This window comes from Paraburkholderia sp. CNPSo 3274, from assembly GCF_024206475.1.
Taxonomy (GTDB): Bacteria; Pseudomonadota; Gammaproteobacteria; order Burkholderiales; family Burkholderiaceae; genus Paraburkholderia.
Genome location: NZ_JAMBPR010000064.1, coordinates 35,722 through 52,116, shown reverse-complemented (window position 1 = coordinate 52,116; position 16,395 = coordinate 35,722). Strand labels below are relative to the sequence as shown.

The 16,395-nt window shown below is 67.6% G+C and carries 15 protein-coding genes; 8 read left to right on the top strand and 7 right to left on the bottom strand.

Translation table 11 applies throughout. The annotated features are described in order from the left end of the window. Positions 1–379 (top strand): hypothetical protein (locus tag M3I54_RS33150; protein WP_254343422.1); only part of this gene is annotated, 379 nt, incomplete at its 5' end. Positions 380–615: 236 nt separating this feature from the next. On the opposite strand, the gene M3I54_RS33145 is transcribed toward M3I54_RS33150, so the two are convergent. Continuing rightward, positions 616–1,461, bottom strand: a complete 846-nt coding sequence (locus M3I54_RS33145) for an aldo/keto reductase (protein ID WP_254343420.1) — start codon at positions 1,459–1,461, stop codon at positions 616–618. A 155-nt stretch (positions 1,462–1,616) separates the two neighbouring features. On the opposite strand from M3I54_RS33145, the gene M3I54_RS33140 reads away from it, so the two are divergent. Next, positions 1,617–2,363 (top strand): GntR family transcriptional regulator, encoded by a 747-nt coding sequence (locus M3I54_RS33140; protein WP_254343418.1) that lies wholly within the window; start codon positions 1,617–1,619, stop codon positions 2,361–2,363. 21 nt (positions 2,364–2,384) lie between these two features. Here M3I54_RS33140 and M3I54_RS33135 read toward each other — a convergent pair whose 3' ends face one another. After that, entirely contained in the window at positions 2,385–3,812 is a 1,428-nt protein-coding gene (locus M3I54_RS33135) for a CoA transferase (RefSeq protein WP_254343416.1), read from the bottom strand. A gap of 144 nt (positions 3,813–3,956) precedes the next feature. Between M3I54_RS33135 and M3I54_RS33130 the strand changes: the two genes are divergently transcribed. Continuing rightward, the gene (locus M3I54_RS33130) at positions 3,957–5,207 is read left to right on the top strand and encodes a citrate synthase family protein (protein WP_254343414.1); all 1,251 of its coding nucleotides are present in this window, start codon (positions 3,957–3,959) and stop codon (positions 5,205–5,207) included. A gap of 14 nt (positions 5,208–5,221) precedes the next feature. Here M3I54_RS33130 and M3I54_RS33125 read toward each other — a convergent pair whose 3' ends face one another. Beyond that, positions 5,222–5,602: a DUF2917 domain-containing protein gene (locus tag M3I54_RS33125; protein ID WP_254343412.1), complete on the bottom strand. Its 381-nt coding sequence runs from the start codon at positions 5,600–5,602 to the stop codon at positions 5,222–5,224. Positions 5,603–5,827: 225 nt separating this feature from the next. On the opposite strand from M3I54_RS33125, the gene M3I54_RS33120 reads away from it, so the two are divergent. The 3 genes from M3I54_RS33120 (at position 5,828) to M3I54_RS33110 (ending at position 10,382) form a co-directional block, all read left to right on the top strand. Then, on the top strand, positions 5,828–7,285 hold the full coding sequence (locus tag M3I54_RS33120; RefSeq protein WP_254343409.1) for a PLP-dependent aminotransferase family protein: 1,458 nt from the start codon (positions 5,828–5,830) through the stop codon (positions 7,283–7,285). A gap of 119 nt (positions 7,286–7,404) precedes the next feature. Further along, positions 7,405–8,847 carry a multidrug transporter subunit MdtD gene (gene mdtD / locus M3I54_RS33115; RefSeq protein WP_254343408.1) on the top strand — a complete coding sequence of 481 codons (1,443 nt, stop codon included), beginning with the start codon at positions 7,405–7,407 and terminating at the stop codon, positions 8,845–8,847. Between the two features lie 263 nt (positions 8,848–9,110). After that, positions 9,111–10,382, top strand: coding sequence for an EAL domain-containing protein (locus tag M3I54_RS33110; RefSeq protein ID WP_254343406.1), 1,272 nt, complete (start codon positions 9,111–9,113; stop codon positions 10,380–10,382). Between the two features lie 19 nt (positions 10,383–10,401). On the opposite strand, the gene M3I54_RS33105 is transcribed toward M3I54_RS33110, so the two are convergent. Next, on the bottom strand, positions 10,402–11,514 hold the full coding sequence (locus M3I54_RS33105) for a sigma-70 family RNA polymerase sigma factor (protein WP_254343404.1): 1,113 nt from the start codon (positions 11,512–11,514) through the stop codon (positions 10,402–10,404). A 175-nt stretch (positions 11,515–11,689) separates the two neighbouring features. On the opposite strand from M3I54_RS33105, the gene clpP reads away from it, so the two are divergent. After that, on the top strand, positions 11,690–12,334 hold the full coding sequence (clpP, locus tag M3I54_RS33100; RefSeq protein WP_254343402.1) for an ATP-dependent Clp endopeptidase proteolytic subunit ClpP: 645 nt from the start codon (positions 11,690–11,692) through the stop codon (positions 12,332–12,334). A 25-nt stretch (positions 12,335–12,359) separates the two neighbouring features. On the opposite strand, the gene M3I54_RS33095 is transcribed toward clpP, so the two are convergent. Beyond that, complete coding sequence (locus M3I54_RS33095) at positions 12,360–13,010, bottom strand: TetR/AcrR family transcriptional regulator (protein ID WP_254343400.1); 651 nt, start codon at positions 13,008–13,010, stop codon at positions 12,360–12,362. A 63-nt stretch (positions 13,011–13,073) separates the two neighbouring features. Here M3I54_RS33095 and M3I54_RS33090 point away from each other — a divergent pair, with 63 nt between their 5' ends. Beyond that, positions 13,074–13,649 carry an isochorismatase family protein gene (locus tag M3I54_RS33090; protein WP_254343398.1) on the top strand — a complete coding sequence of 192 codons (576 nt, stop codon included), beginning with the start codon at positions 13,074–13,076 and terminating at the stop codon, positions 13,647–13,649. Positions 13,650–13,742: 93 nt separating this feature from the next. Here M3I54_RS33090 and sodB read toward each other — a convergent pair whose 3' ends face one another. Continuing rightward, the gene (sodB, locus tag M3I54_RS33085; protein WP_042266176.1) at positions 13,743–14,321 is read right to left on the bottom strand and encodes a superoxide dismutase [Fe]; all 579 of its coding nucleotides are present in this window, start codon (positions 14,319–14,321) and stop codon (positions 13,743–13,745) included. A 387-nt stretch (positions 14,322–14,708) separates the two neighbouring features. After that, positions 14,709–16,085 carry an exodeoxyribonuclease VII large subunit gene (gene xseA / locus M3I54_RS33080; RefSeq protein ID WP_254343396.1) on the bottom strand — a complete coding sequence of 459 codons (1,377 nt, stop codon included), beginning with the start codon at positions 16,083–16,085 and terminating at the stop codon, positions 14,709–14,711. Positions 16,086–16,395: the final 310 nt, after the last annotated feature.

The window sequence follows — 16,395 nt, the reverse complement described above, 5'->3', positions numbered from 1 at the left end:
GAACAAGGGTGGTGGGAACAGCGGTGGTGGCAACAGCGGTGGTGGCAACAGCGGTGGTAGTAACAGCGGCGGTAGTAACAGCGGCGGTAGTAACAGCGGCGGTAGTAACAGCGGTGGTAGTAACAGCGGTGGTAGTAACAGCGGCGGCGGAAGCAACAGCGGCGGCAACAACGGCGGCGGCAGTTCAGGCGGCTGTGGTTGCGGCAGCCACGGCGGGTCGGCAAGCGGCCCTTCGGGCGGCCCCGCGGGCGGATTCGGCGGGGGGTTTGGCGGATTCGGTGGTGGCTTCGGAGGCGGATTCGGCAAAGGTGGACCGTCGGGCGGCCCGGGCGGCGGGTACGGCGGCGGACACGGTGGCGGCCATGGCAGCGGTCATTGAACCTGTACGGCGGTGCAGGCAGACCGCCGCAGCCACTCCGATCTGGCGCGACGGCCAGGCGCGCCAGTCCTGGCGTCGGCGGCGGCGTCCCGGTCCCCCGGCCGGGCACCGCCGCCGTGGGCCGGCCGGGGGATGCGCGATACGCGTGGCGTTCCCGGGCGGCCACACCGGCTGTCTGCTCGCAATACGCCGACGCCGGCCATGACCGCGCGCGCAAGCGCGTTCCCACTCGCGCCCTACAGCATCTCCAGCGGACGCTTGCTGCGCGGCGGCTTGAAATACGCGCCGAGCGCCGCGTGCTCTTGCGCGCCGAGCACGAGATCGAGCGCCGCGCGGTTGTCGCGCACGTGCTCCACGCGAGCGGCCTTCGGAATCGCGCAGACCCCGCTTTGACCCAGCACCCATGCCATCGCCACGCGATAGACCGACACCCCGTGTGCGTGAGCGATGTCGTCGAGCGGCGAGCGTCTGGGCAAGCGCGCGTGATCGACGGGGCTATACGCCATCACCGGCATGCGATGCGCGGCGCTCCACGGCAGCAGGTCGAATTCCGCGCCGCGCCGCGCGACGTTGTAGAGAATCTGGTTGATCGCGCACGCGTCGCCGCCCGTTGCGGCGAACAGCTCCTCCATGTCGTCGGTATCGAAGTTGCTCACGCCCCAGTGACGGATCTTGCCCGCGCGCACGAGCGCTTCGAACCCGTCGACGGTCTCTTCGAGCGGCACCCCACCGCGCCAGTGCAGCAGATAGAGATCGAGCCGGTCGGTGCCGAGGCGTTTCAAGCTCGCCTCGCATGCGCGCGCGACGCCGCTGCGGCTCGCGTTGTGCGGATACACCTTGCTCACGAGAAACACCTCGTCGCGCAGACCCTGCAAGGCCTCGCCGACCAGGCGCTCGGTCGCGCCGTCGCCGTACATCTCGGCGGTGTCGATGAGCGTCATGCCGAGCGCCACGCCTTCACGCAGCGCGGCGATTTCCGCCGCGCGATGCGCGCTACGTTCGCCCATTTCCCACGTGCCCTGCCCGAGCTTCGGAATGCGTTCGCCGTTCGGCAATGCGAGGCTTGCGATATCGGTCGTCATGATCTCCCTTTGCGCGCTGCAACGGCGCCGACTGGCAAAGAACCAGTGTATCGCCTCGCGCGCAATGCGGTCATACGCACTCTCGCAAGCCGTTCATTTCCGTGATTGCACGCCGATGACATAAAATTGCCGTTCGCCTTTCATGCCTGCCTCCCATGAACGCACCCACGGAAGACCGCTGGCGCGACCTGCGCCCGGACCCGGACAACGACACGCCGCTCTATTTGCAACTCGCGCGCAAGCTGAGCGTCGCGATTCACGACAATCGCTGGAACGCGGGCGAAGCCCTGCCTTCGGAGCGCGTACTCGCGGAGTCGCTCGGCGTTTCGCGCATCACGGCGCGCAAGGCGATCGCGCTGCTCGTCGAGCAGGGCCTGATTCGCCGCACGCAAGGCGCGGGCAGCTTCATCACGCCGCGCATCGAAGACCCGCTCTCGCGCCTCACGAGCTTCAGCGAGATGCTGCGCCAGCGCGGCTTCACGCCAAGCTCGCGCTGGCTCTCGCGCGAAATCCAGCCCGCAAGCCGCGACGAAGTGATCCAGCTCGGGCTCTCGCCGGCGGCGGCCGTCACGCGCCTGAAGCGCCTGCGTCTCGCCGACGGCATCGTCATGGCCGTCGAGAACTCCACCTTCCCCGCCGCGCTGATTCCCGACCCGAACGCGATCGGCGACTCGCTCTACAGCTTTCTCGAACAGCGCGGGCTTTCGATCGTGCGCGCGCTGCAACACTTTCGCGCGGTGAACGCGAGCGACGAAATCGCGCGGCAGATGAGCATCGCGCCCAACGAGGCGCTGCTGCTCATCACGCGGGTGGGCTATACCGCCGATCAGCGCGCCATCGAACTCACCGATACCTACTGCCGCAACGACTATTACGACTTCGTCGCGGAATTGCGCAAGTAGCTCGGGAAAACGCGGCAGCGTCTAGTCGTTCCATGACGGCGCATCGCGGCCGACCGGCACCGGCGGCCGCGCATGAAACGCAGGCGTGAGTTCGAGCCGCTCGGCGGGCGCCACCGCGCGCACGCGCCCGAACGGCGAATCCATTTCCTCCAGACAATCGGCGAGATCGGCGGCGCCCACCTCGGGTGCCTGCTGGCCGTGTTCGAGCGTGCCCATCGTCTGCAGCCAGCGGCCCGTTTGCGCGAGCGAAAGGCGCACGTGCCAACTGCCGCCTTCGCGCATGCGCCGCGCGAGCGCGACCATTGCGCCGAACGCGGCGAGATAGCCCGTTGCGTGATCGAGCGCCTGGCACGGCAGCGGGCGGGCCGTGGTGAATGGCTGCGCGTTTGCTGCGCCGTTGCCATGTTTTGCTGCGGCGACGCTCTCGGCCCACACAATGCCGCTCGCCGACTGCACAAGGCTGTCGAAGCCGCGCCGCTCGCGCCACGGCCCACGATGCCCATACGCGCTGATCGACACGCACACGATTCCGGGCCGCACCTGCGCGAGCGCTTCGGGCGCGAATCCACGCGCGGCGAGCGCGCCTGGCCGGTAGCCTTGAACGAACACATCGGCATCGCGCGCGAGCGCAAGTAACTGCTCGCACGCGGCTGCGTCACGCAGGTCGAGCGTGGCCGAGCGCTTGCTGCGGCCATTGTCGATCACAAGCGGCGCGATGTTCGGTAGATGCGGGCCGTTGATGAGTAGCACGTCCGCGCCGTGTTGACCGAGCGTGCGCCCCGCCACCGGCCCCGCGATGATGCGCGTGAGGTCGAGCACGCGCACGCCTTCCAGAGGGCGCGCGCCGGCGCCCGCTCGCGGCGCCTCGGCGGGCGCGTCGCCAATGCGCTCGATCTCGAAGAGCGGCAGGCTCGCCACTGCCTTCGCCTGCTCGTGCGCGGCCCATTCGCGCGGCGCGCGCACGAACGCGGCGCACAGGCCCGCTTGCGCGAGCGCGTCGTCGAGCGCCGCGCCTTCCCAGCCGAGGATCGCGCGCGCCACGGCATCGCGGTCGTCCGCGCATTGGAGCACGCGCAGGATGCCCGCAAGGTGATGCGGGAAGTTAGCGTGTAGCTGGACCCAGCGGCCGTCGCCGGTCGGAAAATGGCCCGTCACCGGATGACGCAGTTCCGTGGGCGGCTTGCCGTCCACGCTCAAATAGCGCTCGCTGCGAAACGCGCCGAGCGAGCGGCGCACATCGATCGCCACGCGCTGCGTCTGGCCCGTGCGTAACGCGTGCAGTTGCGCTGCCGCGAGCCCCGCCGCGCCAATGCTCGCCGCCGCGAGCGTGCCCACGCGAAAGATCGAGGGCAGGCCGGGATCGCCGCCGTCTACGTCGAGCCAGTCGAGCGCGGAGGGGTCGCAGCCTGCCAGCATCCAGAGGTGTTCGAGCGCGTCGCGCGGCGTCATGGCGTGCAGTCCTTTTACGAGGGAAGCGCAGAGAAAACGAGCCGAAGTGATGTCACGAATCGTCGCGCCGCTCGAATCCCGGATCAATCTTGATTATCATGATCAACATAGATTGATTTCTCCGGTTCCAGGAGGCAAGCCACCATGTCCAGCTATATGACCGCGCAAGAAGCCGCCGCCGAACTCGGCGTCAGCCGGGCCACGCTTTACGCCTATGTGAGCCGCGGACTCATTGCCTCGGCGCCCTCACCCAATGGCCGCCACAACCGCTACGACGCCGCCGAGGTGCGCCGTCTCGCGCGCCGCAAGGCCGACGGCAAGCGCGCGGGCAAAGTCGCGCAGAAGGTGCTCGACTGGGGCGTGCCCGTGCTCGAATCGTCGATCACGCTGATCGCCGATGGCAAGCTCTTCTATCGCGGCGAGGACGCCATCGCGCTCGCGCGTCAGGCCTCGCTCGAAGAGGTCGCGGCGCTGCTCTGGCAATGCGCGCCGCGCCGCGTGCTGCAGGCGCCCGAGGCACCCATTGCGGCCGCGCAATGGTCGGCATGGCTGAAGATCTGGAGTGGGCACACGCCGCTCGAACGCGCGCTCGTGCTGTTGCCCGCCGCCGCCGCGCAAATGCCGCGCATCTGGGCCCAGGGCCGCGACGCGCAAATCGACACCGGTGCGATGCTCATGCGCCTGCTCGCGGCGGCGCTCGTTTCCGCCGGGCCGTCGAACGAGCCGCTGCACCGCCAGCTAGGCGAGGCGTGGGGCGTGCGCTCGCGCGCGCAAACCGACCTGCTGCGCGCGGCGCTCGTGCTGTGCGCAGACCACGAGCTGAACGCCTCGACGTTCACGGTGCGCTGCATCACTTCGACCGGCACGCATCTGTTCGGCGCGGCGACGGGCGGGCTTGCCGCGCTGGCCGGGCCGCGCCACGGCGGCGAGACCACGCGCGTGGCCGCGCTCTTCGACGAAGCCGCGCGCGCCGACGACCTGCATCGCTATCTCGCCGACCGTCTCGCGCCCGACGAACTCGGCGCGGCTGTGCCGCTCTCCGGCTTCGGCCACCCGCTCTATCCCGATGGCGACCCGCGCGCGCGCCTGTTGCTGGACCTGCTCGCACAACGCGCGCCGGCGCGCTCGCCGATGGACGAAGTCGACGCGCTCGCCCAGGCCGTAGCCGGGACGAGCGGCGCGCGGCCGACGCTCGACTACGCGCTCGCGGCCATCGAGCGCGTGCTGGGGCTGCCGCGCGGCGCGGCGTTCACGCTGTTCGCCGCGGGCCGCGTGACGGGCTGGATCGCGCATGCGCTCGAACAGACCGCCGACGGCCGGCTGATTCGCCCGCGCGCACGCTATGTGGGGGAAACGGCCGGGGATATGAGGCATGCCGTGAGGCACATCGCTTAACACGAACGACAAGCTCAACCCGCCGCCCTGACACCCCATTGCCCGCGCTGCACCCAGCCGCGCAACGCCTCGCCGATGCGCGCCGCAACGCCGCTCGCACCCGCCGCGCGTACGCGCTCCACGTCGACTGGCGCCACCGTCCACGCTGGCGCATCGGCAGTTGCGCCACCCAGCGCCAGCACGAAACGCGCACCCTCGCGGCCCGCGCTCACGTGGACGCGCACACCCGCGGCCAGTCCGATCGACTCGCCGGCGCGCAGCCAGTAGTCGCCGGCATCGCCCGCGATCGTGAGCCAGAGTTCGCCTTCGCTCACATGCAATTGCATTGCCTGGGCAAGCCGCCAGGTTTCGACGGGCTCGCCGTGTTCCAGTTCGAAGATTCGGATTTCGCGCATTGCCGTGCTCCTTGCAGACTGACCGCCGAGCACCCTCGGACGACCACCGGAAGGCTGACTGACAAGGACTTGAAGCGCCTTCCCGGTAGGAGCATTATTGCGATCAGTGACGCACGATCCCATGTACAGTTCCGAACAGTTCATCTGGAACTGTGCAGCCAAAAAACCGAACAGTCACTGCAGTTTCAAGCCGCTGCCTGAAGCGGCATACCCAGCGAGACCCCGATGAAACTCGAACTCGACCGCGCGAGCGACGTGCCGCTTACCGACCAGATCGTCACCGGCGTGCAGACGTGGATCCGCTCGCGCGCCGCGCACCCAGGCTCCCGACTGCCGTCCATCCGCCAGTTCGCCGCCGACTACGCCATCAGCCGCTTTCCCGTGATCGAGGCCTATGACCGGCTGGTCTCGCTCGGCTATCTCGACTCGCGCCACGGCTCCGGCTTTTACGTGAGCGAGCACGCGCGCTCGGGACTCTCCGGCATGGGCACCTGCGACCTCTCGAACGCCGCCGACGAATCGGGCCACCTGCTCAGCCAGCTCGAACGCGCGGGCGAGCTGCTACAGCTCGATAGCGGCTCGATCCCGCAGGCGTGGCGCGACATCGACGCGCTCGGCCAGGCGATCCGCCATGTGTCGCGCAGCGACCCCGCGAGCCTCGTCGACTACGGCACGCCGACTGGCGACGCCACGCTGCGCGAGCATCTGCGCAACCGGCTCGCGCCGCTTGGCATCGTCGCCGAGACGCAGCAGATCCTCATTACCGAAGGCGCGAGCGAAGGCCTCGACCTGCTCATGCGCTACATGCTCAAGCCCGGCGACACGGTATTCGTCGAGGACCCCGGCTACTACAACCTGTACGGTTTGCTCAAACTGCACGGCGTGCGCCTCGTGGGCATCCGCCGCACGGCAAACGGGCCCGATCTCGACCATTTGCACGCGATGCTCGCCGAGCACCATCCGCGCGCGTTCTTCGTCAACACCGTGTTCCACAATCCGACCGGCTCGACGATCTCGCCGCCTGTCGCATTCCGCTTGCTGCAGCTTGCCCGCGAGCACCGCTTCACGATCGTCGAGGACGACATCTACGCCGACTTCCAGGCCGATCCCACTGACCGCCTCGCGGCGCTCGACCAGTTCGAGCACGTCGTGTACGTGGGCGGGCTCTCGAAAACGCTCTCCTCGGCGCTGCGCGTCGGCTACGTGGTGGCCAACCCGGCGATCGTGCGCGATCTCGCGGCCATCAAGGCGCTCACCAGCATCAGCGGCTCACGCTTCACGCAGGCCGTGGCCGCCACGCTGCTCGAGCGCGGCGCGTACCGCAAATACCTCGAACGGCTGCGCCGGCGCATCGCCGAAGCGCAAGGGTCGGCCACGCGCACGCTCGAAGCGCATGGCTGGGAGCTGTTCGGCGGCGCTGCGTCGGCGTCATCGACCACAGCGGCGCCCGCGGCGCGCGGCTATGCGCAAACGGGCGGCAAGTTCGTCTGGGCGCGCGTGCCACACGTGGAGGATTCCACACGCCTCGCAGCCTGCGGCGAGCCGCTCGGCGTGGCCGTCTCGCCGGGCAGCCACTTCCGCCCGCAAGGCGAGCCGAGCCCGTGGATCCGCATCAACGTGGCGCTCACGCTCGACCCGCGCGCCCAGGCATTCTTCGCGGCGGCGGCGCGCCTCGGCGGATAAACGCGCAGGCGCCGGACGCACGGCGCACACGCCGCCTACGCCGCAGCGGGCCCGGCCATCTGCGCGTGCACGCCGTTTTCCCTACAATGGCGCTTGCCTGCGCGCCCCTCTCCTCGCCCATGTCCGAATCCACCGCTGCGTCCAGCACCACCCCGTCGCCCCGCTCGTTGTCCGTGATGCTGTGGCTCGTCGCCACTGGCTTCTTCATGCAGACCCTCGATTCGACCATCGTCAACACGGCGTTGCCGGCGATGGCGAAGAGTCTTGGCGAACTACCGTTGCGCATGCAATCAGTCGTGATCGCGTATTCGCTCACGATGGCGGTGATGATCCCCGTATCGGGCTGGCTCGCGGACAAGCTCGGCACACGGCGCGTATTCCTCGGCGCGATTTTCGTGTTCGCGGCCGGCTCGCTCCTGTGCGCGAGCGCGCATACGCTGAACCAGCTCGTTGCCTCGCGCATCGCGCAGGGCGTGGGCGGCGCGATGCTGCTGCCGGTCGGCCGTCTTGCCGTGCTGCGCACCTTTCCTGCCGAACGCTATCTGCCCGCGCTCTCGTTCGTGGCCATTCCGGGGCTGATCGGCCCGCTCATCGGCCCGACGCTCGGCGGCTGGCTCGTGCAGATCGCCTCGTGGCACTGGATCTTTCTCATCAACGTGCCGGTGGGCGTGGTGGGCTGCGTCGCCACCTTCATCTTCATGCCCGACAGCCGCAACCCCGAGACGCCGCGCTTCGACCTGCCGGGCTACCTGCTGCTCGTCATCGGCATGCTCGCGATTTCGTTCGCGCTCGACGGGCGCAGCGAGTTCGGCATCCAGCACGCCACTGTGCTCGTGCTCTTCATCCTTTCGCTCGCCGCGTTCGTGGCCTACGGTCTGCACGCGGTGCGCACGCCACGGCCGATCTTTTCGCTCGACCTCTTCAAGATCCACACCTTCAGCGTGGGCCTGCTCGGCAACCTGTTCGCGCGCATCGGCAGCGGCGCGATGCCGTATCTGATTCCGCTGCTGCTTCAGGTAGCGCTCGGCTACACGGCCTTCCAGGCCGGTCTCATGATGCTGCCAACGGCCGCCGCGGGCATGTTCTCCAAGCGCCTCGTGACGTATCTCATCATGCGCTACGGCTACCGCAGCGTGCTGGTCTCGAACACGGTGCTCGTGGGCCTCATGATGGCGAGCTTCGCGCTTTCCACGCCGGGCGAACCGCTGTGGATGCGCATCGCGCAACTGGCGATATTCGGCGCCGTGAACTCGATGCAGTTCACGGCGATGAACACGCTCACGCTCAAGGACCTCGGCACGGGCGGCGCGAGCAGCGGCAACAGCCTTTTCTCGCTCGTCCAGATGCTCTCGATGAGCCTTGGGGTGACCGTCGCGGGCGCGCTGCTCACCACCTTCACGGGCATCATGGGCCACAAAACGGGCGAGAGCGTGATTCCGGCGTTCCACGCGACCTTCATTTGCGTAGGCATCATCACGGCGGGTTCGTCGTGGATCTTCGCGCAGCTCTCGTCGGACCTGCGCCGCACCGCGAAGAAGACCGATCCATCCGAGCGGACCTGAGAGCGGACCTGATAAGCCGGGGCATCCTCGCCGCCGGGGTGCGCGCACCGCAAAGGTGCGGCGCGCCTCGTGGCCGTGCGTCGACTGGGTTCGCGCCGGGTTCGCGCACCAACGCGCACACCATCCTGAAATAGCGTGCGCCAAAGCACGGGGCCAATGGCCACGGGACTGGGGACTCGCATACTTTTTGCTGTCCTATCCTGTAAACTTGACGCTCACGCGTCCCGCCCCTCACGTCCGTCCCGCGCGCCATCGAAACGAAAATGACCAGCATGATCGACATCGATCCCCCCGGCTTCCAGTCTCGCCCCATCGCCGGCGAAGAAGGCGCCCGCCGCACCGTGCTGTACGGCGGCTACACCGTCTTCAGCGTGTTCCAGCCCGTGTTTTCGGTCGCGCACCGGCGCGCGATCGGCTATCACGCGTCGCTGCGCGCGCACGACGAGCAGGGCCAGCAGGCGCCGTCGCAGGAGGTGTTCTCGCAGGCGGCGCGCCGCGGCGACCTGCTAGAACTAGGGCGCCTCGCGGAATCGCTGCATCTGGGCAATTTCAACGCGTTCGATTCGCATGACGAATGGCTCTTTCTGAGCCTCCACCCAGCCGCGCTCATGGACACGAGCTACGGCGACGCCCTGCTCGCCGGCCTCAAGGCGCTCGGTCTGCAGCCGCAGCGCGTGGTGCTGGAAGTGTCGGAACAGGCGGGCGGCGAGAATTCGCGTTTCGCGGAAATCATCGACGGATTGCGCAAGGCGGGCTTCGTGATCGCGCTGGACGGCTTTGGCGCCAAGCACTCGAACATCGACCGCGTGTGGCAGGTGCGGCCCGACATCGTCACGCTCGACCGCAGCCTGCTCGCCCAGGCGAGCCGCCACGCGCATATCGAGCGCGTGCTGCCCGGGCTCGTCTCGATGCTGCACGAGTCGGGTCAGCTCGTGCTCGTGGGGGGCCTTTCGACCGAGCGCGACGCGCTGATCGCGCTGGAGAGCAATGCCGACTTCGTGCAGGGCGCGTATTTCGCGCGGCCCGACGTCGAGCCGGTGCCGCCGGCCAAGGCCGCGCAGCTCATGGACGATCTTTCGGCGCGCCTGCGCGAGCGCGTGGCCGCCCGCGAGCGGTCGCAGTCGGCTCGTCTGGCGCCTTACGTGAGCGCCATCGAAGCGGCGGCGAAGCAGCTTGCCGAGGGCGTAACCATGAGCGACGCCACGCTGCCGCTGCTCGGCCTCGACGACACGGCGCGCTGCTTCCTGCTCGACGCGTCGGGCCGCCAGATCGGCGACAACGTGCTGCCCGACGGCCGCACGTCGCAGCGCGCCAAGCGCTTCCGGCCGCTGCTGCATTCAGAGGGCGCAAGCTGGGAACGGCGGCTTTACTTCATCGGTGCAATGAAGGCGCCGGGCCGCGTGCAGTTCACGCGGCCCTATCTTTCGATCAACGAGGCGCACCTGTGCGTCACGGCCTCGGTCGCCGTGCAAACCGAGCACGGCGTGCAGGTGCTGTGCGTCGATATCAACTGGGACGCCGCCTTGCGCGGCTAGCGTTCGTTCAGGCTGAGGCTCACGCGAGGACGAGCGGCTGCGTGAGCAGCGTGGCACAGCCGTGTGTGGTGGACGCGCAAGCGTTGACGGAGACCGTGGAGACGCACGCCGCGCCGTCGCTCGATGCGAGCCGGGCCAGCATCTTGCGCACCGCCTCGCCGCCGAAAGCCCGGTTGGCCGCCTGGAGCCGGTTGACTGGCCCCGCGCTCCCCTCTTCCATTGCCGCCACACAAACGACCGGCTCGGGCAGACCATAGCGGTCGTCGCGCACATGCAGCCAGGCTGCGAGCGCGCCGTCCCGCGCGACCAGCGCCACGCCCGGCTCGCCGTCCAGCGCAAGCGCTTCGGCGCGCAGAGCGCACGCAGCGGGCGCTTCTTGCGGGGCCGCGCTGTGAACTACTTCGGCGACGCTCGCCGCGACCAGCGCGTTTGCCGTCACCCCCAGCAGATCCATCAATCCCACGCGATCCTGTGCATGCAGCACGTCACGCAAGCGCTCGACCGTGCGCGCGTGCTGCGCTTTGTCGGCTGGAGCCGCTTGCGGCGCAGCCTCGCGGGCGAGCCGAACACGGGCACGCCTCACGATCTGCCGGCAATGCTCGTTCGTGCAGCCGGTGAGCGCGCCGATCTGCGCGTAGTCGCAGTCGAAGGCCTCGCGCAGCACGAACACCGCCTGCTCGAGCGGCCCCAGCCTTTCGAGCAGCAGCAGCAGAGCGTCCGAGAACCGTCGCGCGCGCAAGCCCGCCTCTTCCGCAGAGGGCGCCGCGTCGTCGAGCCACGCGGCCTCGTGTTCGCCCGCATGCTCACGACGCAAGCGCCGCAGCCGGTCGATCGCGAGGCGCACGGTGACCGTGGCGAGCCACGCCTGCGGTGCGCGCAAGGCCTGTGTGTCGGCGTCTCGCCAGCGGAACCACGCGTCCTGCACGACGTCCTCGGCCTCCGCGCGGCTGCCCAGCACGCGTGCGGCCAGCGCAATGAGCCGCCCGCGCGCCTCGCCGAAGGCGGCGGCGCGGCGCGCGTCGGTCCACGCTGCCTCCTCCGGCCCGGCTTCGCCGCTCACTGGGGTCGCGGCCTCATTGCGCCCGTCGCCATCCAGCCTCGTTGCTTCGATTGTGTCGATCGCCTGCGTCATTCGCTTCGCTCCTTCGCCATGCGTGCTCGCTCCCGCCCGTTTCCCACATGACGTCCGGCACGAGGCCGGCGTGACAGCCCTGCACAAAAATATTTTCGTCACGCGGCAGCCGCGCCGGGCGTCATGGCAACAGCGGCGCAATCGCGCCGTCAACGGAAAAAACGCGAGGCCACTCATGTCATCCTTTTCACCGAATCATGCAGCATTGCCGCCGAGCGCGCTCAATCTCGTCCCGACCGTGATCGAAACATCGGGGCGCGGCGAGCGCGCCTACGACATCTACTCGCGCCTCCTGCGCGAGCGCATCGTGTTCCTCGTCGGGCCGGTGACCGAGCAAAGCGCCAGCCTCGTGGTCGCGCAACTGCTCTTTCTCGAAGCGGAAAACGCGGACAAGGACATCAGCTTCTATATCAACTCGCCGGGCGGTTCGGTCTACGACGGACTCGCCATTTACGACACGATGCAATTCATCAAGCCCGATGTCTCGACACTGTGCACAGGTTTCGCCGCCAGCATGGGTTCGTTTTTGCTCGCCGCGGGCGCGCATGGAAAACGCTTCGCACTACCAAACGCGCGCATCATGATCCATCAGCCTTCGGGTGGCGGCCAGGGCACCGCCGCCGATGTCGAGCTGCAGGCGCGCGAGATCCTGTACCTGCGCGAGCGGCTGAACACGATGCTCGCCGCGCGTACCGGACGCAGTATCGAGCAGATCGCGCACGACAGCGACCGCGACAACTTCATGTCGGCCGAGGCGGCCGCCGAGTATGGCTTGATCGACCGCGTGCTCGAGTCGCGCGACGACCCGTTACTGCGCTAAGGCGCGGTGTCTGCGGCTCGCGGGCTCACGCGAGCCGCACGGCGAGCCACGTCGCCAGCACGCCCTTGTACTCGGCGACCAGCAGCTTGCGCTCCTTCGGCTTCGCCGCGGCGTATAGTGGGCTGAGACTCTTGATGACCTGCAGCATGACTTCGGCCACGCGATAGGCCTCATCGGACGAAAGCGCCGGCTGATAACGCAGGAAGAGCGCCGTGAACCGCTGGCGCAGCAGATTGCGCACGGCCGCATCGCGCTTGAAGCCGAGCGGCACGGAAAGCAGGGGCAAATACGCGGGATAGTCGTGCATCAGAGCGACCATCAGGTCGAACAGACGCTCGACCAGTTGCGCGAGCGGCAGCTTGCCTGCATCGTCGTGCGCGGCGATGAGCGCGCTCCAGCGCGCGTCCATTTCGTCACCGTAGCGCTTGCGCAGTGCGAGGGCCAGTGCCTCCTTGTTCGGAAAGTACTGGTACGCCGCGCCCACCGAAACGCCCGCCTGCTGCGCGATCTGCGTCATCGTCGCCGCTTCGAAGCCGCGCTCGGCGAAGGCTTCGCCGGCGGCTTCGAGCAGCGCGTCGAGCGTGCGCGCCGCGCGTTCCTGGCGCGGCACGCGCCGCGCGTTTTCGCGTGCATCTTCCTTTTGCGCCTCCTTGCGCGCGAGCGGGTCTGCCGCCATATCTGAAGCCTCCTTCATATTCGTGTATGATTATGTGAAGCCATCCTCACATATAGGTGAACCATGACGCAAGCACTTTCACTGAACGCGCGCACCACGGCGCTCGTGATGATCGACCTTCAGCACGGCATCGTCGGCCGCCAGGTTGCGCCCTATAGCGGCGCGCAGGTCGTGGCCAACGCCAGGCCGCTCGCCGACGCACTGCGCGCCAAGGGCGGCACCGTCGTCTGGGTACACGTGCTCCTGAACGAGCTGCTCGCGCTGCCCGCCGACGCACCCGGCCGCACGCCCGACACGCCGCCCGCACCGGCCGAGGCCTCCGAACTCGTGCCCGAGATCGGCGCGCAACCCGAGGACGTGATCATCGCGAAGCGCCAATGGGGCGCGTTCTACGGCACTAACCTCGAGCAGCAGTTGCGCCGCCGCGGCATCGACACCATCGTAATCGGCGGCATCGCCACGAACTTCGGCGTCGAGTCCACCGCGCGCGCGGCGTTCGACTTCGGTTTCAAGCTCGTGTTCGTCGAAGACGCCACGTCGGGCCTGAACGAGGAGATGCATCACTTCTCGTTCGAGAAGCTGTTTCGCCACATGGGCCACGTGCGCTCGACGCAGGAAACCATCGCGGCTTTTGCGTAAAGCACTTCGCGCAAAACAAAAAAGCCCTCGATTCGCATCGAGGGCTTTTTGCATGTACCGCAGCAATTGCGGCACATTAAACAGGGCTTCGTATTACGCGAAGTTCTGTGCTGCGAAGTTCCAGTTCACGATGTTCCAGAACGCTTCGACGAACTTCGGACGCGCGTTGCGGTAGTCGATGTAGTAAGCGTGTTCCCACACGTCGATCGTGAGGAGCGCCTTGGCGTCGGTCGTGAGCGGCGTGGCGGCGTTGCTGGTCGACACGATGTCGAGCGAGCCGTCTGCCTTCTTCACGAGCCACGTCCAGCCCGAACCGAAGTTGCCCACGGCAGCCTTCGTGAAGGCTTCCTTGAACGCGTCGTAGGAGCCCCACTTCGCGTTGATCGCGTCGCCGAGCGCGCCCGACGGTGCGCCGCCGCCTTGCGGCGAGAGGCTGTTCCAGAAGAACGTGTGATTCCAGATCTGCGCCGAGTTGTTGAACACGCCACCCGACGACTTCTTGACGATCTCTTCGAGCGAGAGCTTTTCGAACTCGGTGCCCGGAATCAGGTTGTTCAGATTCGTGACGTAAGCCTGGTGGTGCTTGCCGTAGTGGAACTCGAGCGTCTCTTCCGACATGTGCGGAGCGAGGGCGTTCTTCGCGAACGGCAGCGGCGGGAGCGTAAATGACATGATGCGGTTCCTTCGTCGTGTTATGGGGAGTTCTGCGTGATAACCGGCATGGAGCACTCGATTGTAGGCGAGTTGGAATAACCCCGCAAACGAGCGGCCTTTATGCCGGATATCGTTTGCGCAGGGCTTTTGCGGATGAACCGCTATGCGGTTTTTCGCCGATGCAACGACGCTCGAGCAACGCTTTCCATGCCGGTTTCGCGCGCAGGCAAGATGGCTGCAATCGCGTTGCAATCTCCGCGCAACCGGCGTGCAAACTTCCTGCAATGAGACTGCAACAATCGCTCCCGCCGAGATTTTTCGTCGTGGCGGAAACGATCGTGCGATTGCGCCAGTTTTTCCTTGCGCAGCAAACGACGGGCCTGACAGGCTGACTGTGGGCCTGTTTCAGAAACCGTCGGCGAGGCGCGGCTGGACATCGGCGAGCGCGACGTCGGCGCTGCCCTGGGCGAGATGCACCGTGAGGCGCTTGCCAGGCTTGAGCGTGGCAGGCGAGCGTACGGCCGCGCCGCTTTGCGCGTCGAGCAGCGCCGCATAGCCGCGCTCGAACGTGCGCTGCGGGCTCAGCACTTCGAGCCGCGCCTTGAGTTCCGAAACACGCGCCGCTTCGCGCTCGCGCTGGCGCGCGAAGGCGCCGTCCAGACGCCGGCCAAGGGACTCGAGCTGGACGTGCTGCGCGGCGGCGTCGGGCCGCGCGCGCTGCCAGCGCATCTGCATGACGTTCAGGCGTGCACGCGCCTCGGCGCTGGCACGCGAGCCCGCCGACGCGAGCCGTATCGTCAATTGGCGCAGGTGCGTGCGCTGCTGCGCAAGCCGCTCGACCGGCGAAACGAGCCGGCGCGCCAGCCAGTCGAGCTGCTGCGCGCGCCGCTCGAGCAGACGGCCGAAATCGCGCGCGAGCGCGGCATGGCGCTGGTCGAGGTCGCGCAGCAGCAGCGTGCGCTGCGGACTGACGAGTTCAGCCGCGCCAGTGGGCGTTGGCGCGCGCACGTCGGCGGCGAAATCGGCGATCGTAAAATCGGTTTCGTGCCCAACGCCGCTCACCACGGGAATGGCACTGGCCGCGATCGCGCGCGCAAGCGCCTCGTCGTTGAACGACCACAGGTCCTCGATGGAGCCGCCGCCGCGGCACAGCACGAGCACGTCCACTTCGTTACGCGCGTTCGCGCTTTCCAGCATCGCCGTGAGCTTTTCTGCCGAGCCCGCGCCCTGCACCGGCGCGGGGTAGACGATCACCGGCACGTGCGGCGCGCGGCGGCACAGCGTGGTCAGCACGTCGCGCAGCGCGGCGGCCTGCATCGACGTAATCACGCCGATGGCGCGCGGATGCGAGGGCAGCGCACGTTTGCGCTCGGGGTCGAAGAGCCCTTCAGCCTCGAGCTGCGCCTTCAGTCGCAGGAAGGCCTCATAAAGCCGGCCCTGGCCGGTGCGCCGCACGGCCTCGACGTTCAGCTGGAGTTCGCCGCGCGGCTCGTACATCGTGACGAGCGCGCGCACTTCGATGCGGTCGCCTTCGCGCGGCGTGAATTCGGCGTACTGCGCGCGGCCGCGAAACATCACGCAGCGAATCTGCGCCTGGGCGTCCTTGATCGAGAAGTACCAGTGGCCGCTCGCGGCGCGCGTAAAGTTGGAAACTTCGCCGGAAATCCATGCAAGCGGGAACGTGCGCTCGAGCATCGAGGCGATCGCCCGGTTGAGCGCCGAAACCGGCACGACGACGTCGCCCGAAGGCGCGGAAGAAGCGGAGAAGCGGTCGGATAGCATGCGAAAGGATGTGGAGAAACGTCAGCCGGACAGACGATAGACCGTTCGGGGGGCGGCAGTCCAGCACGATTGAGAACCGGCCCGCAAGCCCCGCGAAGTGTCCACACCGGCGCTGTCATGCGGCATGATGCCCGCACCCAGCCCGCAAATGCTGAAAAAATTTCCCATCCCATTGATTTTTATACAATTTTTATCTCTATAACATCCTTACAGGCCGATGGAGAGGCCGAAGAATGGGCCTTTCAGCCTTCACGACACCGACTTCTCCACAAAGTTATCCACAGGCGTCGATTTTTCAGGCATTTCGCGC